Genomic DNA, 24928 nt, shown 5'->3' with positions numbered 1-24928 from the left:
CCGTCGGCCCCGGCCTTCCGGGCCGTCCCGCCGGGCCGTGACCGCGCGGGCGGGGCGGCCCGGCATGGTGGGGCGGCACGGGAGGGGCGCTTCAGGGTGAGCGGGCGCCTGCGGTGACCGGCCGGCCGGTCAGTCGGTGTGGATCGGCAGCCGCATCCGGACCCGGTAACCGCCGTCCGGGGTGGGGCCGGACTCCAGGGTGCCGCCGAGCAGGTCGGCGCGCTCCTGGAGGCCGATCAGCCCCTGGTGGGCGCCGGGCAGCGGCAGGGACGGGCGGGTCGGCGGGCCGTTCGTGACGGTCACGCCGACGTGCTTTCCGTCGTGCCACAGTTCGACGGCCGCGACCGCGCCGGGCGCGTGTTTGCGCACGTTGGTGAGCGCTTCCTGGACCGTACGATAGATGGCTCTCTGCCGTGGTGTGCCGACGGCGAGGCCGAGGTCGCCGGTGAGGTCGACGTCGATGCCGCTGTTGGCGATCAGGGTGCACAGGTCGGCGAGGGTCGGCTGCGGGGTGAGCTGGGTGATGTCGTCGCCGGAGGCGCGCAGCAGGGTGACCATGGTGCGCAGCTCGTCGAGCGTGCCGACGCTCAGCGACCGGATGGTGCGGGCCGCCTCGCGGGTGCCCTCGTCGCCGGCCGACACCTGCAGCGCCCCGGCCTGGACGGCGATGAGGCTCACCTGGTGCGACACGACGTCGTGCATCTCCCGGGCCAGCTGGGCGCGCTCCTCGGCGAGGATCGCCTGCGCGTGCAGCACCCGCTCGTGCTCCTTGACCTCCTCGATCTCCTCGAGGCGGTGCGACAGGTCGTGGCGGGTCTGCACCAGCTGCCCGAGCAGCACCGGCAGGACCACGGTGGCCAGGGCGTAGACGAAGTAGACGACGCTGTCGCCGATCGGGTCGGCGTCCGGTTCCAGCGGCGACGGCGCGGCCGAGGCGATCGCGGCCAGCACCACGCAGATCGACAGCAGCACCCGGTTACGGGAGCGCTCGGCCAGCGTGTAGAGGGCGACGCAGGGCGCGACCAGGGCGGCTTCGAGGAGCGTGGCCGGCAGGGTGAGCAGCACGACGGCCAGCGCGAACCGCCGCCGGACGGCGAGGGCGGCGCAGGCCACCACGGCGGAGGCGATGCTCACCGGATGGTCGCTGTACAGGTCGACCCAGATGTCCGCGGCGGCCGCGGCGATCAGGGCGATTTCGATCAGGCGGGCCCTCATCGGCCGGTGTCCAGCAGGCCGGCCCGCTGGGCGAGCAGCGCCGCCTGGACCCGGCCGGACACCCGCAGTTTGGTGAGCAGGGCGCTGACGTGGTCCTTGACGGTGCCGGTGCCCAGGTGCAGGCGGACCCCGATCTCGGCGTTGGACAGGCCTTCGGCGAGCAGCACGAGCACGTCGCGCTCCCGCTCGGTGAGCCGCTCGACGCGGGTGTCGGCCCGGTCGGCGGCGGCCTCGTCGGTGCGGGGCAGGCTGCGCAGCAGGGTCCGGGACGCCTTCGGCGACATCACCACCCCGCCCATGGCGAGCGTACGGACCAGCTGGGCCAGGTGCTCCGGCTCGGTGTCCTTGAGCAGGAACCCGGCGGCGCCCAGGTGCAGGGCCTTGAGCACGTACTCGTCGGCGTCGAAGGTGGTCAGCATCGCCACGACCGGCGGTTCGGGCAGCTCACGGACCCGGCTGAGCACGGTCAGGCCGTCGACGTCGGGCATCCGGATGTCGACGAGCACCACCTCCGGCCGGTGCTCGCGGACGGCGTCGAACGCGCCCGCGCCACTGGTGGCCGCGACGACCTCGATGTCCGGCGCCGCGTTCAGGATCATCCGGAAACCGGACCTGACCAGCGCCTCGTCGTCGACCACCACGACCCGGATCACGTACACCGCCGCTCTGCCCCGCTGAGTTTGCCGGTAGCACCCTAGAGCGTTCCCGCCGGCCGGCCACTCCGCCGACCGGCGGGAACGTCCCCGCCACCGGGCTGGATCAGCCGGTGATCCCGTACACCTTCGGCACCGAGAGGGTGCGCCGGCCGGCCGTGCCGCCGAGGACGATCTTGCGCAGCGCCGTGTTGTTGGCGGTGTTCAGCTCGCCCAGCCGCTTCGCCGGGTTGGCGACGACCTGGATGTAGTAGGTGCCGTTCGGCAGGTTCGTGATGTCGAACGACTGGCCCGGACGGTCCTGGCTGTAGGTGTCGCCGTTGCCGATGTCGAGGACCTCACGGACCGCGACGACGGTGTTGGCGCCGCACGAGGTGGACAGGTCGGTGTTGTCCGGCCGCCACTTCGCGCTCTTGACGGTGTAGTCGACAGCGTCGGTGTTGGCGAGGCAGAACGCCTCCTTGCCGCTGCGGACGGCGAACTTCTTGTCCGACTTCAGCAGGTTGTACTGCGCGAAGTCGGTGAAGTGCCAGTGCATGTGGCCCTCACGCGGGTCCCACTGCATGGTGCCGGCCGGCCGGGAGCCGACCTGCTTGCCGTTCGCGTCGAAGTAGTACTGGTAGGCGTCCATCAGCTCGGTGCCGGTACGCCGGAACCCGTCCACAACCAGGGGAGACGTGCCCGCGTTCCAGACCGTGGCGCCGAAGTTGACGTACCACCTCCGGTTCTCCTGCGACAGGGAGATGCCCCAGGCCGGCAGCGACCGCAGGTCCGGCTTCGGGCCGGACTTCGGGGTCGCCTTGAGGGTGGCCGGACGGCTGGCGGCCGCCCGGAACTCGGGCCGGAACGACGACACCTGACGGCTCGCGTCGCCCTCGGCCGTGTGCCGGTCGTGACCGCCGGCGGTGACCGCCTGGGCCAGCGCCGGCTCCTCCCGCGCGTCCCGGGACCGGGCCTCGGCCACCCCCTGCTCGTCGGTCTTGACGTCGACGACGTTGACGGTGACCTTGGCGGTGGCGTTCTTCGCCGGGATCCCGAACGCCTTGCGGTACTTCGGGTTGACCGAGGCCTCGGCCGTGTACTTCCCGGCGACCAGCTTCGCCAGCGGCGCCGACGAGGCGGGCTGGTCCGGCACCGGCGCGTTCCAGCCGGCCTGGACGCCCCAGACCGAGCCGAGGGTGAACGGGTTCTCGCCGCCGCACCGGGTCGGGTACGGGTTGGTCGCCGGAGCGTCGCGCCGGGTCCGTGCCGAGCTGTACGAGTTGCCGCAGAACGCCGTCTTGTAGCTGGTGACGACCTTGCCGGCCCTGTCCTTGATGGTGATCGTGGTGAAGTCGGCCAGCCCGGTGAAGTCCCGGACCGTCCCGGCCGGAAGCTTGACCTGGGTGTTCTTGCCGTTCTTGCGAACCGTCCGGTACGCCACGATCGGCTTGTCGTAGCCGGCCCGCTTGGCCCGGATCTCGAACGGGTCCTTACCCGCGATCACGTGCAGGCCCAGGTCGAGGGAGACGTACACCTCCCCCTCCGCGGCGTAGCGTTCCGCCGTGACCGTGCCGGTCGCGGCGACGAAGCTGAGCGCGGGCGGCGTCGTGGCCGCCTCGGCCACGCCGACCCCGCCCCCGGCGAGTACGAGCGCGCCCGCCGCGACGCCGACCACCGGCCAGCGCGTCCGACGACGGCGGTTCTGCGCGTCAGTCATCCGGTCTCCCCTCGATGTGGCCGGACCCGCTCCGGCCGTCCGAAAGGGATCCCACGCCACCGGCTGTGAAGGCCCTGTGAAACCGGGCCCCGGGGGCACGAATCCGGTAGAGAGTCCAGCCGTCCGGCGGGGGTCGCCCCGCCGGACGACGGGGAACCGGCGTATCGGCGCATTGACATGCGCCTGTGCCGCCGCGAGGCTGAGGCTCGATCGTCGCGGCGAGGAGGCAGGGTGGGCGGGTTCATCCTGGGCGTGGTGGTCGCGATCCTCGTCGGGATGCGGCTGGCCCGTCTGATCGACGCGCGTAAGGGCGCGCGAGGCGACTACAAGAAGGCGGACACCGGGCTGCCCGGCGCGCGGAAGAAGTCACGGACCGCCTTCTTCGCGCTGGTCCGGTTCGTCGCGCTGCTCGTGGTGATCGCCGCCGCCGTGATCTACGGGTTCATCCGGGCCAATGCGCCGACCTGACCGGGCCCTACCGGAACCGGACGCGGTCGGTCTCGTACGCCCACATCGCGATCTCCACCCGGTTGCGCGCCCCGATCTTCGCCATCAGGCTCGCCACGTGCGTCTTCACCGTGCTCAGGCTGATGTGCAGCTCGGCCGCGATCTCGGTGTTGGTGCGCCCGCGGGCGACCGCGCCGAGCACCTCCTCCTCGCGCTCGGTCAGCGCGTCGACCGGCTGCCGCGGCGGCCCGGCCGGTCCCGCCCCGGCGAACGCCTTCAGCAGCCGGGTCGTCACGCTCGGCGCGATCAGGGCGTCCCCGGCGGCCGCCGCGTGCACCGCCTGGGCCAGCAGCGCCGCCCCGGCGTCCTTGAGCAGGAACCCGCGCGCCCCGGCTCGCAACGCCGCGTACACGTACTCGTCGAGGTCGAAGGTCGTGATGACGACCACCGCGAGCGGATCGGCGACGGCGGGCCCGGCCAGCCTGCGGGTCGCCTCGATGCCGTCGACGCCGGGCATCCGGATGTCGAAGAGGCACACGTCCGGCCGCAGCCGCCGGGCCAGCTCCACCGCCCGCAGCCCGTCGGCGGCCTGGCCCACCACCTCGATGTCCGGCTCCGCGTTGAGGATCATCGTGAGCCCGGTCCGGACGATCTCCTGATCGTCGGCGACCACCACCCGGACCGTCGTCACGCGAGACCCCGCGGCAGCACGGCGGTCACGGTCCAGCCCCGCCCGGCGGCCGGCCCGGCCTCGCAGACGCCGCCCAGCAGTTCGGCCCGCTCGCGCATCCCGGCCAGCCCGAACCCGCCGCCACGGACGGTCCCGCCGTCGCCGTCGTCGGTGACGCACAGCCGGACCGTGGCCGCGTCGGCCGACACCCGCACCGCGATCCGGGTGGCGTGGCGGCCGTGCCGGCGGGCGTTGGTCACCGACTCCTGGGCCAGCCGGAAGATCGCCGTGCCCACCGCCGGCGACAGGTCGCCCAGCTCGCCGTCGATCGCCACGGTCACCTCCGGGCCCTCCGGCGACGGCCCGGCCAGCGCGGCGAGATCCGCGATCGCCGGGCTGGGCGTCAGCTCGGCCGGGTCACCGCCGCGCAGCGCGCGCACCATCGTGCGCATCTCGCCGAGCGCCCGCACCGCCTCCGCCTCGATCACCCGCAGCGCGTCGACCGCCGCCTCCGGCGAGGTCCGCGACACCGCGATGCCCGCCTGCGCACGGATCGCCATCGCCGACACGTGGTGGGCCACGGTGTCGTGCAGGTCACGGGCCAGCCGCTCGCGCTCCAGCAGTTTCACCTGGTCCACCTCACGAACCCGCAGCCGGGACCGGTAGCGCATGGCGGCGGCCAGCGCGAACACCGCGGTCATCACCAGGAGCCCGGCCACCAGATCGGCGCCGCGGGCCGTCGCGGCGATCTTCACCAGGATCAGGACCGTCCCGGCCACGATCTCCCGGCCCGACCCCCAGCGCACCACCGCGTAGGCGAGCAGCAGCACGAACGCGCCCGACACCAGCTCCGGCTGATGCCCGATGAGCAGCGGGAACACCCAGCTCACCCCGAACACGACCACCACCGTGAGCAGCGGCCGCTCGCGGCGCCAGAGCAGCGTCGGCACCAGCGCCGCGGTCATGATCACGGTGGCGGCACGGTCCGGCAGGCCGGTCCGGACCAGGCCTTCGACAGCCACCGCGACCAGCAGGGCGGCGGCCAGCAGCAGATCGCGGCGGTTGCGGGCCGGCGGCCCCGGCGGGCGCGGTTCGGCGAGCAGCGCCCGGAGCGGTTCGACCACGAGCCGATGGTACGCACGGAGCACGATCCCCGGATTGGCCTGAAGTACGGTCGCCGTCCCGCACTTTCGGCCGGTGCGATCCCGGCCCGCGCTCCGATGAGCACGATCCCGCCCGCGGCCACCATCGGTTCATGAAGTCCTCATCGAACTGGCTGATCCCGGCCGGGCTGCTCGGGCTCACGCTGGTGCCGGTGGCCGCGGGCGCGCTGCGGCTGTCCGAGATGGCCGGCGGCGCCGCGGTGCTGCCCGACGGCGACCGGGTCACCCAGTCCCCGGTGGCCCTGGTGGCCCACATCGTCAGCGTGACCGTCTTCGGAGTGCTCGGCGCGTTCCAGTTCGCGCCGGGCGTACGCCGCCGTCTCCCCCGGTGGCACCGCATCGCCGGACGGATCGTCGTGCCGGCCGGGCTGACCGCGGCGGTGAGCGGCCTGTGGCTCACCCTGTTCCTGCCGGCCGCCGCCGTGGACAGCGTCGTGCTGGCCGCCATCCGGGTCGTGGTCGTCACCTGGATGCTGATCGCGCTGGTCACCGGCTTCGTGGCGGCGCTGCGCCGGGACTTCGCCGCCCACCGCGCGTGGATGATCCGTGGCTACGCCGTCGGGATGGGCGCGGGCACCCAGTTCTTCACCCAGGGGGCGTGGCTGGCCACGGCCGGCGCGTTCACCCCGACCAGCCGGACCGCGACGATGGCCGTCGCCTGGCTGATCAACGTCCTGGTCGCCGAGTGGCTGATCCGGCGCCGGGGCGCGCCGCCACGCCGCCGGACAGCGCGGTCACGCCGCGCCCTGGTCCGCGCCGGACAGCCCCGGCTCGACGCTGCGCAGGATCGGCGGGTTCAGCGCGGCGGCGGGCCCGGACCGGTAGAGGGCGGCGGGGCGGCCCACCTCGGGCATCCGCTTGCCGCCGGTCGCCTCGACGAACCCGGGGGTGCCGAGCACCTTGCGGCTGAAGTTGCGCTGGTCGACCCGCCGGCCCCAGACCACCTCGTAGACCTCGCGCAGGTCGCCGATGGTGAACTCGGCCGGGCAGAACGCGGTGGCCAGGGTGGTGAACTCGAGCCGGGAACGGGCACGCTCGACCCCGTCGGCCAGGATCCGGTCGTGGTCGAAGGCCAGGGTCCCGGCCAGCTCGGCGACCGGCGCCCAGGAGGCGGTGCTCGCGTCGGACCCGGCGGTCGGTGACGGCGGGTTGGGCACCAGGGCCAGGAAGGCGACGCTGACCACCCGGCCGCGCGGGTCGCGGCCGGGAGCGCCGTACACCGAGAGCTGCTCGAGGTGCAACCGGTCGCCGTCGACCCCGGTCTCCTCCCGCAGCTCCCGGACCGCGGCGTCGAGCAGGTCCTCACCCGCCCGCAGGAAGCCGCCGGGCAGCGCCGGCCGGCCCCGGAACGGCTCGTTGCCCCGGGTGATCGCCAGCGCCTGCAACTCCCCGTCCCGGACGGTGAGGACCACGAGGTCGACGGCGATACGCAAGTAGAGGTGCTCCCGGTCGGTCACAGCGCCAGCCTAGTGAAAGTGTCGACCTGACACCATTCAGGCGGGCTCGCGCCGCAGCACCCGCCCCGAGGCCCAGATCCGCTCGAACTCGTCCCGGAAGTGCTGATACCAGACCTGATCACGGGCCGCGTGCAGGGTGAGCACCGGCTCCCGCTCGCCGGACGAGTGCGAGTAGATGTCGACGTGCAGGTGCCCGTGCGCCCGCCCGGCGTCGACGGCGAGGATGCCGACGGCCGGGACGAAGTCGAGCAGCCGCACCTCGACCCGGCCCGGACCGCCCGCCGCGGCCAGCCCGGCGAGCAGGTCCAGGGTGGGCTGCAGCCGGTGGGCGAAGATGTCGACGGCGCCCGGCATGCCGCTGCGACGGGCCGCCTCCTGGATCACCGCGCCGTCCGGGTCGATGACCGCGACCCGGACCGTGCCACCGCGCCGGACGCACTCGCGGAGCCGGGCGGCGTGGTTACGCACGGTACGGTTCAGCGTCACGCCGATGATGCCGATGTCGATCGCTCCGGCCAGGTCCACGTCGACACCGGCGGTCGAGGTGGTCAGCAGCCGGTCGGCGGCGGGCGGCTCGGCCAGCCGGCGACCCAGGTCGGCGAGCTCCGTGTTGGTGGCGACCAGGGCACGCATCTGCACCCGGGCGGCCAGCGAGCCGGCGGCGAGGACCGCGAGGGTGGCCAGGGTCGCGCCGGCCACCACCTCGTCACCGGCCAGGTCGAGCATGCCCAGGACCCCGACCGCGAGAGCGACGGCCGCGGTGACGATGAGATCGAGTGAGCGCCAGATCCTCATGAACCCACTTTACGTCATGCTGACAATAAAGTCGCTCCTGGAACGCCGTCGACAAATAGCACAGCGCCGTCAACGAGTTCGGTCATGGCGTCCGGGCCCAGCGAACCGGGGTCGGCGACGCTGGACAGATCATCGTTCGGGTCGGTCATGCCCGCGTGATCCCCACCCGCGCGACGTCGACACCTGTGTTCACCGAGGGTTCATCCGGCCGGCGCGGCGCAGGCTCCCCGCCGCTTCAGTAGAGGCTTCCCGAGGGTCGGGGTGGGTGCGGAAACAGCGACATGACCAGGGCGGCCAGCCCGGCGGCGATGAGGGCGGCCTTAATGGCGAGCCAGCCGTCCTGCAGGTCCCTCACGAGGTCGGGCCACGACCGCAGGTCCTGCACCGCCGCCACGTCCGGCTCCCTCTCCGTGATCGTGGGCCACGAACCGGGATTCTCGACCACTGACGGAGTGGCACCCCATGCGTTCAAGTCGGCGGGCCAGATCATCTCGACGGACCTCAGAGGAGTGGCTTCCCACCGCAGCTCGACTGCGGGGCTGAACTGCGCCTGGAGCGGATCCATGTCACTCAGCGACGTGAAGCCGGTCCATGCCAGAGCCCCCACGGCGATCAGGCCCACAGCGGCCGGCCGCCACCGCGCGCCCGAGGTCAGGGCGGCACCAACGGCAAGGCACAGCGTGGCGAGCCCGAGCGCCACCGGCATCAGAACGCCCAGGCGAAGCCCGATGTCGGGCGCGATCATGTCGAGCGGGACTTCAGGATGCAGTGCGGTGACGGCGACCCCCACGAGCACGGCAACGCCGGCCACGGCCCCCGGCAGGTTCCGCCACCGGACCAGACGCCCGACCCGGCCCAGCACTGCCGCGGCCAGCATCGCGGCCGCGGTGACCAGCAGAACGGCCTCGACCACCTGGGAGGTGCGGGCACGGCCCTGCGCCAGCCAGGCGAACTCGCCACCGGCGACCCAGAGCGGCCAGCCGAAGCCGTCGGTACGAAAGTCGGCCAGCAGAGCCGCCACGGTCAGCAGCGTCAGGCCACCGACTGCGGTGTGATGTGTCCAGGCACGGGCGGAGGCCGGTCTCCTGGCGCCTGTCACGAGGGCCAGGAGCGCGGTCATCGCAACCGTCCCGGTGAAGGGAACCACCTCCGTACGGACGTACTCCGTTGCCACCTGAAGCGCCGTGGCCATTAGGAACGTGAGCTGTAGCAGTCTCGTACGGTGCACCGCACGATGATGCCCACGCGCACCGCGCCCACCCCATCGGTAACCCGGCCCCGGTACGGCGCTCACCGGTGTCCCGTGGCCACTGAGACACCGGTGAGCGCCGTACCGGGACGGTGGGACGGTCGTACGAACGGCTGAAAGATCAAGAAAAGCTCAAGCCCACCGGTGTCACGCCGATGCCAGGCACCATGCCGAAGTTCAAGATGATCGCCTTCCCGGAAGCCAGCGTTCTGGACCGCCGCGTCGCCGTGATCCTGCCGCCGCAGCATGTGTGGGTGCGCGCCGTGGACGAGGCGCCGGAACCCGTCGCCGCACTACCGGAACTGACCGCGGCCGGGTAACCGATGGCCGCACGGCACCTGTGGGCCACCGGGCTGGCCCTGCTCCTGACCGGGTGCGGCACCGCGCCGGCGCCCCCGGCCTCAGCGCCGGCCGTCACACCGTCCCGCGCGTCCCCCTCCGCGCCGGGCTCGCCGGCGCCGTCGCCGTACCCCTCCCTGCCGTCCTCCCCTGCCGCGTCGCGCACGGCCTCGGCGCCCGCCTCCCGGGCGACGCCGTCCCGCACCGTCCGCAGCAGCGCCGACTGGGAGATCACCGTCTACTACACGGCGGTCGAGGAGTTCCACGACGGCGAGCCGCAGCGGGTCGTCGGCTGCCGGACGATGGACTGCTCCGACGGCGACGACGACCTGGGCTCCTATCCGGCCGACTTCGTGGACGCGGTCCACGACGAGGGCACCGGGCGCACCGCGTCCGGGCGATACCTGAACTGGTCGTACGACACCGGGTTCTGGATCGACTCGGCCCCGCGCACCAGCAGCGGCGGGTCGCTGATCCCGTTCGTGTCGGCCGCCGCGGACCCGGACGTGCTCCCGCGCGGCACCCGGTTCACCGTCGCCGGCTGCGGCAGCCAGGAGGACGGCTCGACCACGCCGCGGGCGGTGTGCGCGGCCCTGCGTGACGCCTCGTGGACGGTGACCGACGAGTTCACCCCCGGGCTCGGCGGGCCGAAGCACCTGGACGCCTACATCGGCGAGGAGACCGGCCCCGGATTCACCGACTCGCAGTGGTATCTCACGCTCACCGGCGCACAGCTTCAGCTCCGCTAACCTCGGGTTCATGATCGTGCCCGGTGGAACCGTGTGGCTGCGTCATCTCCAGCGCCGGAGGATGGCCCTCGTGGCGCCGTTCCGGGCCGTCGCCGACGTGGACGACGCGATTCTGCTGTGGATGCCGGCCGGCGCCACGGCCTGGCACTTCACACTGCCCGACGGCCGTGGCATGGCTCAGGTCCCGCTGCCGGAGTGGTCGGCGTCGGACCGGGTCCCGGCGCGGCACACCATCGACCACGGGGTGCTGAGCTGGCATCCGCGCGGCCGTGACTACTCGATCCGCTGGTTCTTCCGGCCGGACGGCGGCTTCTTCCGGTGGTACGCGAATCTGGAGGCCCCGCCCGCGCTCTGGCGGCACGGTGACCTGACCGGCCTGGACACCACCGACTGGGACCTGGACGTGGTGGTCGAGCCGGACCGTACGTGGCGCTGGAAGGACGAGGAGGAGTTCGCGGCCCGGCTGACCCTGCCGGAGGCGTACTGGGTGGACGACGAGGAGCGGGTACGCCGCGCGGGCCGGGAGGTGATCGCGCTGGCCGAGTCAGGCGCGTTCCCGTTCGACGGCACGTGGCGCGACTTCCGCCCGGACCCGTCCTGGCCCGCCCCGCCCCGCGAGCTGCCGCACGGCTGGGACCGCGTCGAAACCTGATCGCCGGTGAGGGCTTCGTGACTTGCTGAATCCATGATTGACAATGGCTGCCGAACTCTTCCGCGGCGGCGCGGCGACCCGGCCGTCGCGGCGTGACGATGGCCTGGTGACCGAGACAACCGTGATTCTGCTGCTGGTGGTGGTCACCGCCCTCGGGTTCGACTTCACCAACGGCTTCCACGACACCGCGAACGCGATGGCGACGTCGATCGCCACCGGAGCCCTCCGGCCCAAGGTGGCCGTCCTGCTGTCCGCCACGCTCAACCTGGTCGGCGCGTTCCTCTCCGTCGAGGTGGCGCTGACCGTGACCAACGCGGTCATCCGCATCCAGAACTCCGACGGCACACCGAAATCGGAGCTGCTCACCGGCGGCGGGACGGCGCTGCTGCTGATCGTGCTGGCCGGCGTGATCGGCGGCATCCTGTGGAACCTGCTGACCTGGCTGCTCGGTCTGCCCTCCAGCTCGTCGCACGCCCTCTTCGGCGGCCTGATCGGCGCGGCGATCGCCGGTCTCGGCTGGGCCGGCGTCGACTGGACCGGCGACGGCTCCAAGCTCGACGGCGTGGTCGGCAAGGTGGTGCTGCCGGCGGTCATGTCACCGGTCATCGCCGGGACGGTGGCCGCGGCCGGCACCTGGCTGATCTACCGGATCACCGTCGGGGTGGCGACCCGGTTCACCGACAACGGGTTCCGCTGGGGGCAGATCGGCAGCGCGTCGCTCGTCTCGCTCGCGCACGGCACGAACGACGCGCAGAAGACGATGGGCGTGATCACGCTGGCCCTGCCCTGTCCACCACGCACGTCGCCACCGGGTCGATCCTGGGCAGCGGCGTGGGGCGGCCGGGCGCGACGGTGCGCTGGGCGGTCGCCGGGCGGATGGTGACGGCCTGGCTGATCACCCTCCCGGCGGCCGCTGTCGCCGGCGCGCTGATGTGGACGGTCGCCGACCTGATCGGCGGGACGGCCGGCGCGGTGACGATCTTCCTGGTGCTGCTGGCGCTGTCGGCGCTGATGTGGCTGCGCTCGCGCCGGGCCCCGGTCGACCACACCAACGTCAACGACGAGTGGGACGCGCCCGTCCCCGGCCGTGAGCCGGCCGGCGCGGCGAGCTGAGGAGGAACAGCGTGCACAATCTGACCCTGGCCCTGGAGGGCGCCTGGAAGGTGCTGCTCGCGGGGCTGATCCTGGGCGCGGGGCTGCCGGCCCTCTTCGCCGTCGGCATCCGGTCGCTGGCGTACGGCGCCGACGGCCCGGCCCGCCGGCCGGCCGGCACCGTCGCGGGGTACGCCTGCTTCGCCCTGGTCCTGGCCGGGGTGCTGCTGGGCATCACGTTCATCGTGGCGTCGGGCTTCGGCAAGCAACTGTCGTTCGACGGCGTGCTCCCGGTCGTCACCGACAAGAAGTGACGGCGATGAGCGAGGAGCGGTCGAACTTCGTGAAGCGGGCCGTCGAGTGGCTGCGGGCGGGCTATCCGGAGGGCGTGCCCCGGCAGGACTACGTGGCGCTGCTGGGCCTGCTGCGCCGCAAGCTGACCGAGGACGAGATCCGTGGCATCGCCCGCAGCCTGGCCGGCCGGCACGACCCGATCACGCCGCGGGACATCGAGGACATGATCAACAGCACGGTCCTGCAGGACGCGAACCCGGAGGACGTGGTCCGGGTCTCGGCACACCTGGCGGCGGGCGGCTGGCCGCTGGCCGACCCGCCGGACGGCTGACCGGTCAGCCGTCCGGCAGCAGGACCTCGTCGAGGGACCGGCGCGGGGTACGCCCGCACCCCCGGCCGTAGCCGACCCGCAGCACCATCTGGGCGTGGACGGCCGGGGACGCGACGGTCAGCGCACGGCGTACCGCGGGGACCTCGACGGGCTGGCTGATCGGCGTCGTGGCCAGGCCGATCAGGGTGGCGGTGAGCAGGACCCGCTGCAGCGCCTGCCCGGCCCCCAGCCAGTCGAGGGCGGTGTCGCCGCGGGTGGCGAGCACCGCGACGGTGGTCCGCGGCCCGAGAAGCGGCACGGTTCCGGCCGCCCAGGCGGGGACGCCGTCGTGCCGGGCGCCGGGGCCGCTCCAGCGGGCGAGCTCCCGCCGGTAGTCGTCCTGCGACCGGAGCCATCGGTCGGCCGAGCGGGCCAGCTCGGCGACGCCCGCCCGGTCGGCGACGGTGAGCACGGCGCCCTCCTCGGCGGCGGCCTCGCGGAGCCGGGCGAGGGCGGCGGCGGGCACCGGCACGGGGGCGAGGGCCTCCCGGTTCGTGTGCCGGTGCGCGATGGCGCCGGCGAGCGAGAGGGTGAGCTCGTCGGCGGGCGCGGGATGGGCGGCGGTCACCCGGGCGGCGAGGGAGGGGATCTCCGGATCGGGCAGCAGGTCGAGACGCGCCCGGTATCCGGCCCGGCTCACGGCCAGGCGCAGGGTGAGGATCGCCGCGCCGACGCTGATCAGTTGTTCGCGGCCGTCCGGGTCGGCGGCGGCGAGCCGGCGGACCGGGTCGGCGTGCACCTCGACGACCGGCCCGCGGATGCGGAACGCCCAGGGCTGGCTGTTGTGCAGGGACGGCGCGGCGGTGGCGGCCCGGACGCAGTCGGCCAGCACCCGCCGCGACGGTGGGGCGAACGATCGGGTCATCGCTCCTCCTCTCCTGCCCCCAGGGTGCGCGCCCGGGAGTCCCGCCGGACAGTGCCCTCGGACCCGGATGTGATGTAAGCAACCGTTTACTTCACCGGGAGCGGGCCTATATTAAGTCAGCGATTGTTTACTACTAGCGTCGAGGACACCATGACCCCCACGATCGAAAACCGCGCCAGGGGCGGCGGCCTCCTGGTGCTCTACCTGGCCCTGGGCGGTCTGGCGTTCGCCTGCCTGCAGTCTCTGGTCTCCCCCGCGCTGTCCACGATCGGCCACGAGCTGAACGTGTCGACCAGCGACGTCAGCTGGATCGTCACGGCGTACCTGCTGTCGGCGTCGGTCCTCACGCCGATCCTCGGGCGCCTCGGCGACATGGTCGGCAAGCGCCGGATCCTGATCGTGGTGCTGTCCATCCTGGCCGTCGGCACTGTCGTCTCGGCGCTGGCCGGCAACCTGACCGTGCTGATCGTGGGCCGGGTCCTGCAGGGCGCCGGCGGCGCGATGATGCCGCTGTCGATCGGCATGATCCGCGACGAGCTGCCCCGCGAGCGGGTGCCCACCACGGTCGGCATGATCTCGGCGATCTTCGGTGTCGGCGCCGGCATCGGCATCGTCGCGGCCGGCCCGATCGTCGAGCACCTCTCCTGGCACTGGCTGTTCTGGCTGCCGCTGATCCTGGTCGGGATCGCCCTGATCGGCGCGATCTTCGGGATGAAGGAGTCGCCGGTCCGCACCCCCGGCAGGCTCGACGTGCTCGGCGCGACGATCCTGAGCGTGTCGCTGGTGGGGCTGCTGCTCGCGATCAGCAAGGGCCAGTCCTGGGGCTGGAGCGACCCGGAGACGATCGGCCTGCTCGCCGCGGGGGTCGTCGGCCTGGTGGTGTTCGTGCTGGTCGAGATGCGGGTCAAGGAGCCGCTGATCGACATGAGGCTGATGCGCATCCGCGGGGTCTGGGCCACCGACCTGGTCGCGCTGATCCTCGGCTTCGCGATGTTCGGCACGTTCTTGCTGGTCCCGACTCTGCTGCAGCTGCCGGAGATCACCGGCTACGGGTTCGGCAAGTCGGTCTCCGAGGCCGGCCTGTTCCTGCTGCCCACCGTGGTCATGATGGTGCTTTTCGGCCCGATCGCCGGTCTGCTCAACCGCCGGTTCGGCCCGAAGGTCCCGATGTTCCTCGGCTCGGTGCTGGTGGTGGCCGCCTTCGCGCTGCCCGCTCTGGGGCACGGCGAGATCTGGCAGGTGCTCGCCTCCGGCCTGCTGACCGGCGCCGGCATCGGCTTCGCGTTCGCCGCCATGTCGAACGCGATCATCGAGAGCGTCCCGCCGTCGCAGACCGGTGAGGCGACCAGCGTCAACTCGATCGCCCGGACCATCGGCAGCAGCATCGGCACCGCCGTGGTCGCCGCGGTGATCACCTCGAACACCACGCCGCAGGGCCTGCCGACCGACGCCGCGTTCACCGACGGCTTCTGGGTCTGCGCCGGCGTCGCCGTCCTGGCGATCGTGGCGGCGCTGCTGCTGCCGGGCGCGCACCGGCGGCACGAGCAGGCGGTCGCGGCCGGCGTCACCGACGTGCCGGACGAGCCCGACGAGATCCACGTCCTGCACCGCGCCAACGTCTGACCGGCGACAACGGCCACCTCCGTCTCACCGGAGGTGGCCGTCGTCGCCTATCCGCCGGTCACCTCGCCGATCGCCTGATCCAGGATCTCCAGGCCCAGATCCAGCTCACCCGTCGTCGACGTCAGCGCCGGCGCGATCCGGAACACGCCACCCATCCCGGGCAGCTGGACCACGTTCATGTGCAGCCCCAGCTCCAGGCAGCGCCGCGTCACCGCGGCTCCGATCTCGTCGGCCTTGCGGCCGCCGTCCTCGACCAGTTCGAGACCGATCAGCAGGCCGCGGCCACGCACGTCACCGATCACCCGGTGCCGGGTCGCCAATTCCCACAGACCCTTGCCGAGGTACGACCCGAGCTCGCCCGCCCGCACGTCGAGCCGCTCGGCCGTCAGCACGTCGAGCACGGTGTTGCCGACCGCCGCCACCAGCGGGTCGGACACGTGGGTGGTGAAGAACAGGAAACCCCGGTCGTGGGCGGCCTGCTCGATCTCCGGTGTGGTCACGACGGCGGCCAGCGGCAGGCCGGCGCCGAGCGTCTTGGACAGGGTGAGGATGTCCGGTGTCACCCCGTCGCGCTGGAACGCATACCAGTCCCCGGTCCGGCACAACCCGGTCTGCGCCTCGTCCAGGATCAGCAGCCCGCCCCGGGCGTGCACCCTCTCCCGCAGCGCGCCGAGGTAGCCGGGCGGCAGGTCGATCACCCCGCCGGAGCTGAGGATCGGCTCGACGATGCAGGCCGCGAGACTGCCCACCGACTGCGCGTCGAAGAGCTCGAACGAGAAGTCCAGCTGCCGTCGCCAGTCGAGCTCGCCCTCGGGTGTGGTGAAGTCGGGCCGGAACGCGTTCGGCGTGGGGATCGCGAAGTTGCCGGGCGCGGCCGGACCGTACCCCTTGCGCCCGGAACTGTAGGTGGCGCCCGCCGCCGCCTGCGTCATCCCGTGCCACGACCGGGCGAACGAGATGATCTCGTGGTTGCCGGTGACCAGCTTGGCCATCCGGATCGCCGCCTCGTTCGACTCGGCGCCGGTGGTCAGCAGCAGCACCTTGCTCAGCGGCTCGGGCAGCGACTCGGCGAGCCGCCGGGCCAGGTCGACGACAGGCCGGCTGAGCATGCCGCTGAACAGGTGGTCGAGGGTGGCCGCCTGCCGCTGGACGGTCGCGACGACGGCCGGGTGCGAGTGCCCGAGGATCGCGCTCATCTGCCCGGATGTGAAGTCGAGGAGCTTACGGCCGTCGGCGGTCCACACGAAACTGCCCTCGGCCCGCTCGATGATCTCCGGCACGAAGCTGCTCGCGCCGATGTAGCGGACCAGGTGACGCTCGGCGTCGGACCAGAAGGTTTCAGACATGCCTCCGACGCTAGAAACCACCGAGCGTCACGTCCATCTCACGTTTCCGCCGCTGCTGTTAAGCGGGGCCGTACAGTCCGGGGTCGTGACCCTCAATCCGTGGCGGCTACGGCTGCTCGCCGACCTCGCCGCCCACGGCACCGTCCGGGCCGTCGCGCGGCGCGGCAACCTGAGCCCGTCGGCGGTCTCCCAGCAGCTCGCCACCCTGGAGCGGGAGACCCGCACCACGCTGCTGGAACGCACCGGCCGCCGGGTCCGGCTGACGGCCGCCGGGGTGCTGCTGGCCGGCCGCGCCCGGGAGATCCTGGCGCTGATGGACGCCGCCGAGGCCGAGCTGCGCGGCCTGGCCGACGAGCCGGCCGGCACGGTCACGCTCGCCGCCTTCCAGAGCGCCGTGCACACCCTGGCCGAGCCTGCGATCACCCGCCTGGCGGCGCTGCACCCGGACGTCACGGTGGTCCTGCACGAGCTGGAGCCGCACGACAGCATGCCCGCCCTGCGCCGCGGCGAGGTCGACGTCATCATCACGACCACCGACTTCGCCGGCGCCGAACTGGACCCGGCGATCGACCTTGTCCCGATCGCCACCGACGAGATCGTGCTGGTCCTGCCGCCGGACCACCCGCTCACCGGCCACGAGGCGGTGCCGGTGCGGGCGTGCGCCGACCAGCGCTGGACCTTCGAGGCGGCCGGCGCCTACATGTCCGAGCTGGCCACCCGCCTGTGCCGGGAGGCGGGTTTCGAGCCGGCGGTGGTGTGCCGCTTCAACAACTACATGCTGGCGCTGGGCCACGTGGAGCGCGGCCGCTCGATCACCCTGCTGCCCGGTCTGGCCGTGGACCCGCGCTACCGGGTGGCGACCCGCCCGCTCGACCCGCCGGTGACCCGGCGCATCATCGCCGCCGCCCGGCGCCCGCCCACCCCACGCCCGGAGGTCACCGCCGTCCTGACCGCTCTCCGCGCCGGCCGTTCCCCCCACCCGCCCGACGGGACAAGCCTGCCCTGACCGCGCTCACCGGCCGTTACGGCAGGTCCGGGCCGAGGAGTGACCAGCACGGCCCCTCTCCGGACCGGCGGTCAGTGCCGCCGCAGGCCGGTGATCCGGACCGGCCGGACGTGGCCGGTGGTCAGTGGCGCAGCAGGCCGGTGATCGGGACCGGCCGGACGTGGCCGGTGGTCAGTGGCGCAGCAGGCCGGTGATCGGGACCGGCCGAACGTGGCCGGTGGGCGGGAGCGTCAGCGCGAGTGTGATGCCGATGTCCACCAGGGACGAGCGCGGGCGGTGCGGGACCTCGGACAGCGGAGTCCAGCACGGCTCGGTGGTGTCGCCGCTGGGCTCCGGGCGCAGCGTGCCGCCGGTGATCCGGATCCGGTAGAAGACGCCGACGTTCTGATGGTCGGCGGTCCGCTCCACCCGCTCGGCAGCCGGGATCACCCGGGAGTCCACGCCGAGCAGGCGCTCCACCACCGCCTCGTAGCCGGTCTCCTCCGCCACCTCCCGGATCACCGCGTCGAACGGGTCCTCGTAGGGGTCGACACCGCCACCCGGGAGCGTCCAGTGGGTGACGTCGTCGTGCGGGGACACCCAGCGCGTCAGCAGCACCTCATCGTTCACGATGCACACGCCGTAGGAGGCCAGCCGGAAGGTCACGCAGCGACCCTATCCGCAGCCACGGCAGAAGACCGATCAGGAGCAACAACAACAGCAGGGGTACGCGCCACCCGCCGCCGATCACCGCCTCGGGAGCCGGGGGCGCCGGGGTGGTCCACGGGACGGCCGTCTTCGACCAGGCCAGGAACGCGTCACCGATCGGGAGCAGGCCGAACGCGTACCGCTTGGTGCGCCACGTCGTCACCGGGACCCCGGCGAGCTCCCCGAAGTTGGCCAGCGCCCCGGCCAGCGACCGGTCGCCCTGCACCTGGGCCGCGCCGATCGCGACGACGGTGGTGGACAGGCTGATGCCCCGGATCAGCGGGCCCGAGTCGACGTCCCCCTCGCCGTCGACGCCGTGCGGATACTCGCGGATCGCCGGGCCCAGCCACAGCGGCCGGTCCAGGAACCCGTCCCGGAACAGCAGGTACTGCTCGCGGGCGAAGGCCGGGTCGACGTCGACCAGGAACCGCTGGATGATCGCCTGCGACGTGCCGCGGGCGCCGTCGAGCAGAGCGCCGGTCGCCGGGTCCACATAGTGCGGGAGCAGGCCGGTCGCCGGGTCGAGCAGCCGTCTCGCCCGGGTCACCCAGCGGTCCACGGTCGGCGCGAACCGTGTCCCGGCCAGCCGCAGCGACGCGATCGCCACCGTCGAGTCGCACGGCCACGCCTGCCCCGGATAGGCGGTGAGGAACGGTGTCGGTGACGCGTCGAACGCGGCCGCCAGCGTCTGCGAGTCGGCGTCGAACCGGGCCCGCTGTGCCGCGTCCTCGCGCAGGGTCAGCAGGCCGCCGCGCAGCCAGTTGGTCCAGCCGGTGTAGAAGACGCCGTACGGCGGGATCGCCGACGCGTCGAACGGGGCCCGGCCGGCCGGAGACTCCATCCGGGACAGCGCCCACGCCGCCTCGTCCGCGGCCCGCACCGGCTCGACGCCCCGCTTTCCCAGGTCGACCCAGGTCAGGCCGTAGAGGGCGTTGAGGAAGAAATAGCCCTCGGGGAAGAGCGTCTGCGCTTCACTGTCGGCGCCGCGCTCCAGCCTCTCTCGTAGGAAGGCGAGTTGTAGCCGTACCCCCGAAGGCTCTTGATCCGGCGACGTCGCCGGAGCGACGAGCCGGACCGCTCCGACCACCGCGAGGATCGTCAGGAGCGTGGCGAGAGCCTTCCGGAGCACGGACATCGGCACAGGATGTCAGACCTGCGCCTTGATCCACCGCTGGGCGCCGGTGGCGTTGCAGGTGTAGAGCTGCGGGCGGACGTTGTTGTCCGGGCTGCTGCCGGGGATGTCCAGGCAGCGGCCGGACCGCGGGTTCAGCAGGGCCCCGGCCGCGGTGTGCTGCCAGCGCTGCGCCGGGTCGCCGTTGCAGGTCTCCAGCTGGATCGCCGCGCCGTTCGTGGTGGCGCCGCCGACGACGTCGAGGCACAGGTTGTTGCGGGTGAGGATGCGCTCGTCGGAGTGGATCCACTGCTGCGCGGCGGTGCTGTTGCAGGTGTAGAGCTGCGGGCGCACGGCCCGGGTGAAATCCGACCCGGGCACGTCCAGGCATTTGCCGAGCGCGCTGGTCAGCGTGATCGTGTAGGTGGCGGTGTCCCACAGCGGCGTGGCGTCACGGTAGAAGACCAGGTTGCCGTCGTCCTGCAGGCGCAGCGTGCCGGGGCCCTTGCCGGCGGTTCCGGAGGCCCAGATCGCCGGGTTGGCGTAGGCGTCGCCGGCCTTGACCGTGTGGTCGTGGGTGTGGTCGTAGAGGACCAGGTTGCCGTCGTCCTGACTGGTCAGGCGGTACGCCTTCTGGCCGCCGCGGGCCCACAGCACCCGGCTGCCGTCGTAGAGGACCAGGTTGCCGTCGCCCTGCATCCACAGGTGGTATCTCCCGTTGGGCGAGCGCAGCGCCGCACCACGGAACAGCGAGCGGCCGGGCGCCAGAGTGGACGGCCACGGGTCGCCGCGCAGCGCTACGCCGACGTCGGTGTACATCGGCTCGCGCGGCGTCCCGGCGGCGTCGCGCAGGCCGAAGGCGCACTCGCCGGGGATCCTCGTGCAGATCTCCGCGTCCGGGTCGGGGCTCTGGAAGGCGTAGAGGAACAGCGGTCCGGCGTACGACCGGGTGCGCCAGTTGCGGACGCCCTCCTCCAGCGCGTCCCGGACGTAGCGCAGCGCCAGCGGCTCGCGCGGGCCGAGCGTGGAGAAGCCGAACTCGGTGGCCCAGATCTTCTTGTCCCCCTGGCCGTGCCGTTGCAGCACGTCGTACAGGGCCGCCGCGCCGCCGCACTGCGGGTCGCCGTCGGGGCCGAACCCGGACCAGAACCGGTACCAGATCGTCCCGGTGCAGGTGGTGCGGGAGAAGGTGGGCAGATGGCCGCCGCCGATGTCGGGGTACGGGTGGTAGGTGACGGCGTCGAACGTGCCGCCCTTGCCGAGCGTGTAGGCGTGCTCCAGCCAGTCGGCGGCCTCGTTGTCGTTGCGGATCGGGCTGACCGTGGTGTCGGCGTCGCCCCCCGCGGACCCGCCGGCCAGAACCACACAGCCGGGGCACCGCGCGTCGATCACGTCGTGCGCGATCTCGACCAGCCGCCAGTAACGCCCGGCCCGCTGGGCGAGGCTGTTGTCCCCGTAACTGCCGAAGTTCTTGAGGTTGGGCTCGTTCCACACCTCGTACGCCTGCACCTTGGGCCCGAAGTGCTCGACCGTCGCGGTGACGATCGTGCGCCAGTCGTCGTCGCCGGTGGGCAGCCAGTTGTGCTCGCCCTCGTGCCCGCCGGCCCAGGACGGCGCGTAGTCGAGGATCAGCAGGACCCGGACGCCCTGCTCGTGGGCGGCGTTCACCCGGTCGTCGAGGCGCCCGGCGTTCCAGTCGATCGGCCCGCCTCGCTGCGGCTGGAGCAGCTCCCAGAACAGGTCGAGGCGCAGGATCGGCTTCTTCGGCCCGAGGTAGTCGTCCATGGCGGCGATCCGGCCGACGGAGGTGTCGGCGTCACCGCCGTCGGCGAAGCCCACGTCGTCGGCGGTGAACACGTACGGATCGGGTATCGGGACGGGCGCGGCGGCGGGCGGCGCGGGCAGCACCAGGAGCGCCGCGATCAAGGATTTCCACACAGGAGAGTTATAGCGACGACCGCGCATTCTCACCGCCCCGCCGGTGATGCCGGCGATGATCCGGCGCCGGGCCAGGACGAGCGTGACGAACGGCACAGGTCCACGGTCACCCCGGGATCGGCGGCCGGCTGTGCGGCACGTCCCTCCGGTGCCGTACCGGAATCCTCAGATCAATTTCGGCCGTGCCGATCCTCGATTTGCGGCGGAATTCGAGCATCACGGGGAGGCGATGTGGCATCTACGACGCCCCTCCTCCGGTGGCGATCCTGGTACGTGCCGTTCGCGGTGCTGATGGCGGTGGCCGACGTGCTGCTGATCGTTCTCGGCACCCGGACGGGATTCCACCGGCTCGTGGTGTGGGTGCCCGCGGTCTGCGGCGTGGCCACCGCGGTGGCCTCCTTCGCCGCGACCGCCCGCGACGCCGACGGGCCGCTCGCCGCGTTCTGGCGGCGGGTGGCGGTGGCGATGGGCGCGGTCCTCGCCGGCGCGGTGAGCCACACCGTCGACGTCGCCCTGATCCCCTTCGACGGGATGCCGCCGCTCGGCGCGCGCACCCTGCTCTGCTACGTCGTCGGCACGCTGCTCGCCATCGTCGCGCTGCTGCGGCTGCCCGGCGGCGGCCGCAGCTGGCGTCAGCTCACCACGGCCTTGCTCGACCTGGCGGTGGTCGCGGTGACCGCCGGCGTGGCGGCCTCGGAGTATCTGGGCTGGGCCGTCGGCCGGTTCGGCGGGCAGGCGTCGGCATGGTGGCTCAACCTGGCCATGGTCGCGATCGGCGTGGCCGGCGTGACCGTCGTAGTCAAGATCATGTCGGCCAGCCGAAGCCCCGCCGCCCGTGCCGCGCTGTGGTGGCTGTCGCCGATCGGGATCGCCGGGCCGCTGTCGATGATCCTGATGACCGTCCTGCTGCCGTGGCCACACCTCAACGGCAGCGCGGTGGTGCTGCCGTTCGTCGGCCTCTTCGGCACCCTGGCCGCGTACGCCCAGCAGCGGGTGCTCACCGGGCACGGGGCCTCGTCGGCACGGGTCGCGCATCCGGCCGTCTATCGCCGGGGCGCGGCCATCCCGCTCTTCGCCACCGGGATGACGAGCCTGCTGGTGGGCGTGGTCTATCTGCGGACCGGGCACCTCACCACGATCCAGGTGGGCGGCACCACGCTGCTGCTGCTGCTCGTGGTGGCCCGCCAGGCGTTGGCGCTGGCCGAGAACGCGACCCTGCTGGAGACCGTCGCGCACCAGGCCATGCACGACGAGCTGACCGGCCTGTACGGCCGCCGGTCGTTCGCCGCGTCGGTGGCCGGCGCCGAGGGCCCGCACACCGTCGTGCTGATCGACCTCAAGGACTTCCGGTCGATCAACGACAGCCTGGGCGCGGGCGCCGGTGACGCGCTGCTGACCGGGTACGCCCGGCGGCTCACCGCGATCGCCGGGGAGCAGGCCGTCGTGGCCCGTCTCGGCGGCGACGAGTTCGGGCTGCTGCTGCCCGGCGCGCCGGACGCCACCGCGGGCACCGTGGCCCGCCTGGTCGCCGCCGGTGACGAGCCGCTGAGCGCGGCCGGTCACGAGGTCGTCGTCGAGGTGTCGATCGGGATCGCCGACGACACCGACCTGTACCGCCGGGCGGAGATCGCGCTGCGGGAGGCGGCCGGGCACGCCGACGCCCGCGTGGTGCGCTACGACGCCTCGCTGGAGCGGCAGATCAACCAGCGTGCGACGATCGCCGCCGACCTGCGCCGTGGTCTGCACACCGGCGAGTTCCACATGGTGTACCAGCCGATCGTGGCGCTGCCGCACGGCCTGATCACCGGGGTCGAGTCGCTGATCCGGTGGACCCGCGCGGACGGCCGGACCATCTCGCCCGCCGACTTCGTGCCGGTGGCCGAGGAGACCGGGCTGATCGTCGAGCTCGGCGAGTGGATCGTCGACGCGGTGTGCGCGCAGGCGGCCGACTGGCACCGGCGGTACGGCCCGGATGTCCTGGGCTCGGTGGGCGTCAACGTGTCGGCACGCCAGCTGCTCGACCCGGGCCTGCCGGACATGGTCGCGTCGGCGCTGGCCCGGCACGGTCTCCCGGCACAGCACCTGACCGTGGAGATCACCGAGACCGCGGTCTTCGGCGGCGGCCGTGCGCTGGCATCGGTGCAGGCGCTGTCCGACCTGGGTGTGCGCATCGCCCTGGACGACTTCGGCACCGGGCACTCGTCGCTCGGCCTGCTGCGGACCTGCCCGGTCGACGTGATCAAGGTCGACAAGTCGTTCGTCGACGGGCTCAACGGGACACCGCAGCAGGAGGCGATCGCGGGCGCCATCGCCGACATCGCCGAGAAGATGGAGCTGAGCACGGTGGCCGAGGGTGTGGAGCGGCCGGAGCAGGCCCGCCGGCTGTTCGAGCTGGGGTACCGGCGGGCGCAGGGCTTCCTGTTCGCCCGGCCGATGTCCGCCGCCGGCATCGACGCGCTTCTCGATCCGGGGGTCGGTGTCGCGGCCTGACGGTCTCTATACATGAAGTGATGCGCTGAATGCGGCTCTTACGCCGATTCGGAGCGGATTGCTGCGGTAGACGCCTATAACGGGTATAGGCCAGAAGTATCCGCATCCGCAGCCGAGGAGCTTTTGCATGACTACCGTCGCGCCGCGACCGGTGCCCGTCCGGCCACATCCGGTTCGCCGACAGGTCAAGGGGTCCGCGCTGGCGCGTATCCTGCGCACCACGGACGCGAAGCAGATCGGAATCATGTACCTGATCACGTCCGTCGTCTTCTACATGGTCGGCGGTCTGATGGCCCTGCTGCTCCGGGCCGAGCTGGCCAAACCGGGCATGCAGATCCTGTCGCCGGAACAGTACAACCAGCTGTTCACCATGCACGGAACGGCGATGCTGCTGTTCTTCGCCACCCCGATCGTGTTCGCGTTCGCCAACTTCGTGGTGCCCATCCAGATCGGCGCCCCGGACGTGGCGTTCCCCCGGCTCAACGCGTTCGCCTACTGGCTGTACCTGTTCGGCACGCTGACGGCGATGAGCGGGTTCATCATGCCGGGCGGGGCGGCGGACTTCGGCTGGTTCGCGTACACGCCGCTCAGCGACAGCCTGCACTCGCCGGGCATCGGCGGCAACGCGTGGGTGGTCGGCCTGGCGATCGGTGGCCTCGGGTCGATCCTCGGCGCGGTCAACCTGATCACCACGATCCTGTGCCTGCGGGCGCCCGGCATGACCATGTTCCGGATGCCGATCCTCACCTGGAACATGCTGGTCACCAGCCTCCTGGTGATCCTGATCTTCCCGTTCCTCGCGGCCGCGCTGTTCGCTCTCGCCGCCGACCGGGTGCTGCACGCCAAGGTCTTCGACGTGGCGACCGGCGGCCCGATGCTGTGGCAGCATCTGTTCTGGTTCTTCGGGCACCCCGAGGTGTATGTCATCGCGCTGCCGTTCTTCGGCATCATCACCGAGGTCATCCCGGTCTTCAGCCGCAAGCCGGTCTTCGGCTACAAGGGCCTGGTCGCCGCGACC

The 24928-nt window shown here is 72.5% G+C and carries 24 protein-coding genes and 2 pseudogenes; 12 read left to right on the top strand and 14 right to left on the bottom strand.

The genetic code is table 11. The features are described 5' to 3' along the window. Positions 1-129: 129 nt before the first annotated feature. The 3 genes from BM290_RS44515 to BM290_RS44505 all read right to left on the bottom strand — a co-directional run bounded on the left by BM290_RS44515 (position 130) and on the right by BM290_RS44505 (position 3567). Positions 130-1215 (bottom strand): sensor histidine kinase, encoded by a 1086-nt coding sequence (locus BM290_RS44515; protein ID WP_093622058.1) that lies wholly within the window; start codon positions 1213-1215, stop codon positions 130-132. Next, positions 1212-1874, bottom strand: coding sequence for a response regulator (locus BM290_RS44510; protein ID WP_307837982.1), 663 nt, complete (start codon positions 1872-1874; stop codon positions 1212-1214). The genes BM290_RS44515 and BM290_RS44510 overlap by 4 nt, the downstream gene beginning before the upstream one ends. A gap of 100 nt (positions 1875-1974) precedes the next feature. After that, positions 1975-3567, bottom strand: coding sequence for a lysyl oxidase family protein (locus tag BM290_RS44505; protein WP_093622057.1), 1593 nt, complete (start codon positions 3565-3567; stop codon positions 1975-1977). A 231-nt stretch (positions 3568-3798) separates the two neighbouring features. Between BM290_RS44505 and BM290_RS44500 the strand changes: the two genes are divergently transcribed. After that, the gene (locus tag BM290_RS44500) at positions 3799-4035 is read left to right on the top strand and encodes a hypothetical protein (protein WP_093622056.1); all 237 of its coding nucleotides are present in this window, start codon (positions 3799-3801) and stop codon (positions 4033-4035) included. A gap of 7 nt (positions 4036-4042) precedes the next feature. On the opposite strand, the gene BM290_RS44495 is transcribed toward BM290_RS44500, so the two are convergent. Next, positions 4043-4705: a response regulator transcription factor gene (locus tag BM290_RS44495; protein ID WP_203779782.1), complete on the bottom strand. Its 663-nt coding sequence runs from the start codon at positions 4703-4705 to the stop codon at positions 4043-4045. Further along, positions 4702-5808, bottom strand: coding sequence for a sensor histidine kinase (locus tag BM290_RS44490; protein ID WP_093622094.1), 1107 nt, complete (start codon positions 5806-5808; stop codon positions 4702-4704). The genes BM290_RS44495 and BM290_RS44490 overlap by 4 nt, the downstream gene beginning before the upstream one ends. Positions 5809-5939: 131 nt before the next feature. Here BM290_RS44490 and BM290_RS51170 point away from each other — a divergent pair. Then, positions 5940-6482, top strand: a pseudogene (locus BM290_RS51170) (DUF2306 domain-containing protein); the annotation flags it as partial. A gap of 99 nt (positions 6483-6581) precedes the next feature. On the opposite strand, the gene BM290_RS44480 reads toward BM290_RS51170, so the two are convergent. The 4 genes from BM290_RS44480 to BM290_RS44470 form a co-directional block, all read right to left on the bottom strand. After that, positions 6582-7304 carry an NUDIX hydrolase gene (locus tag BM290_RS44480; protein ID WP_093622055.1) on the bottom strand — a complete coding sequence of 241 codons (723 nt, stop codon included), beginning with the start codon at positions 7302-7304 and terminating at the stop codon, positions 6582-6584. A 36-nt stretch (positions 7305-7340) separates the two neighbouring features. Beyond that, positions 7341-8099: a DUF5919 domain-containing protein gene (locus BM290_RS44475; RefSeq protein WP_093622054.1), complete on the bottom strand. Its 759-nt coding sequence runs from the start codon at positions 8097-8099 to the stop codon at positions 7341-7343. A 14-nt stretch (positions 8100-8113) separates the two neighbouring features. Then, a complete protein-coding gene (locus tag BM290_RS50900) occupies positions 8114-8248 on the bottom strand; it encodes a hypothetical protein (RefSeq protein WP_275413324.1) in 135 nt (44 codons plus the stop codon). 86 nt (positions 8249-8334) lie between these two features. Then, a complete protein-coding gene (locus BM290_RS44470; RefSeq protein ID WP_143134185.1) occupies positions 8335-9120 on the bottom strand; it encodes a hypothetical protein in 786 nt (261 codons plus the stop codon). A 320-nt stretch (positions 9121-9440) separates the two neighbouring features. Between BM290_RS44470 and BM290_RS47895 the strand changes: the two genes are divergently transcribed. From BM290_RS47895 to BM290_RS44445, 6 genes and pseudogenes are all read left to right on the top strand, one after another. Beyond that, positions 9441-9668: a hypothetical protein gene (locus BM290_RS47895; protein WP_143134184.1), complete on the top strand. Its 228-nt coding sequence runs from the start codon at positions 9441-9443 to the stop codon at positions 9666-9668. 3 nt (positions 9669-9671) lie between these two features. After that, complete coding sequence (locus tag BM290_RS44465; RefSeq protein WP_093622052.1) at positions 9672-10436, top strand: RlpA-like double-psi beta-barrel domain-containing protein; 765 nt, start codon at positions 9672-9674, stop codon at positions 10434-10436. Between the two features lie 10 nt (positions 10437-10446). Continuing rightward, positions 10447-11088, top strand: a complete 642-nt coding sequence (locus BM290_RS44460; protein WP_093622051.1) for a ribonuclease FAU-1 family protein — start codon at positions 10447-10449, stop codon at positions 11086-11088. A gap of 106 nt (positions 11089-11194) precedes the next feature. Beyond that, positions 11195-12201, top strand: a pseudogene (locus BM290_RS44455) (inorganic phosphate transporter). Positions 12202-12212: 11 nt separating this feature from the next. Beyond that, complete coding sequence (locus BM290_RS44450; protein ID WP_093622050.1) at positions 12213-12494, top strand: hypothetical protein; 282 nt, start codon at positions 12213-12215, stop codon at positions 12492-12494. A 5-nt stretch (positions 12495-12499) separates the two neighbouring features. Next, entirely contained in the window at positions 12500-12805 is a 306-nt protein-coding gene (locus BM290_RS44445) for a DUF3349 domain-containing protein (RefSeq protein ID WP_093622092.1), read from the top strand. A gap of 4 nt (positions 12806-12809) precedes the next feature. On the opposite strand, the gene BM290_RS44440 is transcribed toward BM290_RS44445, so the two are convergent. After that, a complete protein-coding gene (locus BM290_RS44440) occupies positions 12810-13709 on the bottom strand; it encodes a nitroreductase family protein (RefSeq protein ID WP_093622049.1) in 900 nt (299 codons plus the stop codon). Between the two features lie 150 nt (positions 13710-13859). Between BM290_RS44440 and BM290_RS44435 the strand changes: the two genes are divergently transcribed. Further along, the gene (locus BM290_RS44435; RefSeq protein WP_093622048.1) at positions 13860-15332 is read left to right on the top strand and encodes an MFS transporter; all 1473 of its coding nucleotides are present in this window, start codon (positions 13860-13862) and stop codon (positions 15330-15332) included. Between the two features lie 47 nt (positions 15333-15379). Here BM290_RS44435 and BM290_RS44430 read toward each other — a convergent pair whose 3' ends face one another. Continuing rightward, positions 15380-16678, bottom strand: coding sequence for an aspartate aminotransferase family protein (locus tag BM290_RS44430; protein WP_093622047.1), 1299 nt, complete (start codon positions 16676-16678; stop codon positions 15380-15382). 85 nt (positions 16679-16763) lie between these two features. Between BM290_RS44430 and BM290_RS44425 the strand changes: the two genes are divergently transcribed. Beyond that, entirely contained in the window at positions 16764-17684 is a 921-nt protein-coding gene (locus tag BM290_RS44425) for a LysR family transcriptional regulator (RefSeq protein WP_093622046.1), read from the top strand. Between the two features lie 171 nt (positions 17685-17855). Here the strand turns inward: BM290_RS44425 and BM290_RS44420 are convergent, their stop codons facing one another. Genes BM290_RS44420 through BM290_RS44410 form a run of 3 tightly spaced genes read right to left on the bottom strand, consistent with a single transcriptional unit; the run spans position 17856 to position 21516 of the window. After that, positions 17856-18329, bottom strand: a complete 474-nt coding sequence (locus tag BM290_RS44420) for an NUDIX hydrolase (RefSeq protein ID WP_093622045.1) — start codon at positions 18327-18329, stop codon at positions 17856-17858. Then, the gene (locus tag BM290_RS44415) at positions 18283-19506 is read right to left on the bottom strand and encodes a hypothetical protein (RefSeq protein ID WP_093622044.1); all 1224 of its coding nucleotides are present in this window, start codon (positions 19504-19506) and stop codon (positions 18283-18285) included. Before BM290_RS44415 ends, BM290_RS44420 begins: the two co-directional genes overlap by 47 nt. A gap of 12 nt (positions 19507-19518) precedes the next feature. Next, on the bottom strand, positions 19519-21516 hold the full coding sequence (locus BM290_RS44410; protein WP_093622043.1) for a ricin-type beta-trefoil lectin domain protein: 1998 nt from the start codon (positions 21514-21516) through the stop codon (positions 19519-19521). Positions 21517-21651: 135 nt separating this feature from the next. Here BM290_RS44410 and BM290_RS44405 point away from each other — a divergent pair, with 135 nt between their 5' ends. Both BM290_RS44405 and BM290_RS44400 read left to right on the top strand, forming a co-directional pair. Continuing rightward, positions 21652-23910, top strand: a complete 2259-nt coding sequence (locus BM290_RS44405; RefSeq protein WP_239144031.1) for a putative bifunctional diguanylate cyclase/phosphodiesterase — start codon at positions 21652-21654, stop codon at positions 23908-23910. A gap of 127 nt (positions 23911-24037) precedes the next feature. Further along, positions 24038-24928 (top strand): cbb3-type cytochrome c oxidase subunit I (locus tag BM290_RS44400; RefSeq protein WP_177320163.1); only part of this gene is annotated, 891 nt, incomplete at its 3' end.

This window comes from Actinoplanes philippinensis, assembly GCF_900113015.1.
Taxonomy (GTDB): Bacteria; Actinomycetota; Actinomycetes; order Mycobacteriales; family Micromonosporaceae; genus Actinoplanes; species Actinoplanes philippinensis.
This window is presented reverse-complemented; position numbering and strand designations above follow the sequence as displayed.

Coding starts and splice junctions, on each gene's coding strand:
- BM290_RS44515 (WP_093622058.1), bottom strand. CDS start 1,215: ATGAGGGCCCGCCTGATCGAAATCGCCCTGATCGCCGCGGCCGCCGCG.
- BM290_RS44505 (WP_093622057.1), bottom strand. CDS start 3,567: ATGACTGACGCGCAGAACCGCCGTCGTCGGACGCGCTGGCCGGTGGTC.
- BM290_RS44475 (WP_093622054.1), bottom strand. CDS start 8,099: ATGAGGATCTGGCGCTCACTCGATCTCATCGTCACCGCGGCCGTCGCT.
- BM290_RS50900 (WP_275413324.1), bottom strand. CDS start 8,248: ATGACCGACCCGAACGATGATCTGTCCAGCGTCGCCGACCCCGGTTCG.
- BM290_RS44465 (WP_093622052.1), top strand. CDS start 9,672: ATGGCCGCACGGCACCTGTGGGCCACCGGGCTGGCCCTGCTCCTGACC.
- BM290_RS44460 (WP_093622051.1), top strand. CDS start 10,447: ATGATCGTGCCCGGTGGAACCGTGTGGCTGCGTCATCTCCAGCGCCGG.
- BM290_RS44445 (WP_093622092.1), top strand. CDS start 12,500: ATGAGCGAGGAGCGGTCGAACTTCGTGAAGCGGGCCGTCGAGTGGCTG.
- BM290_RS44440 (WP_093622049.1), bottom strand. CDS start 13,709: ATGACCCGATCGTTCGCCCCACCGTCGCGGCGGGTGCTGGCCGACTGC.
- BM290_RS44435 (WP_093622048.1), top strand. CDS start 13,860: ATGACCCCCACGATCGAAAACCGCGCCAGGGGCGGCGGCCTCCTGGTG.
- BM290_RS44430 (WP_093622047.1), bottom strand. CDS start 16,678: ATGTCTGAAACCTTCTGGTCCGACGCCGAGCGTCACCTGGTCCGCTAC.
- BM290_RS44415 (WP_093622044.1), bottom strand. CDS start 19,506: ATGTCCGTGCTCCGGAAGGCTCTCGCCACGCTCCTGACGATCCTCGCG.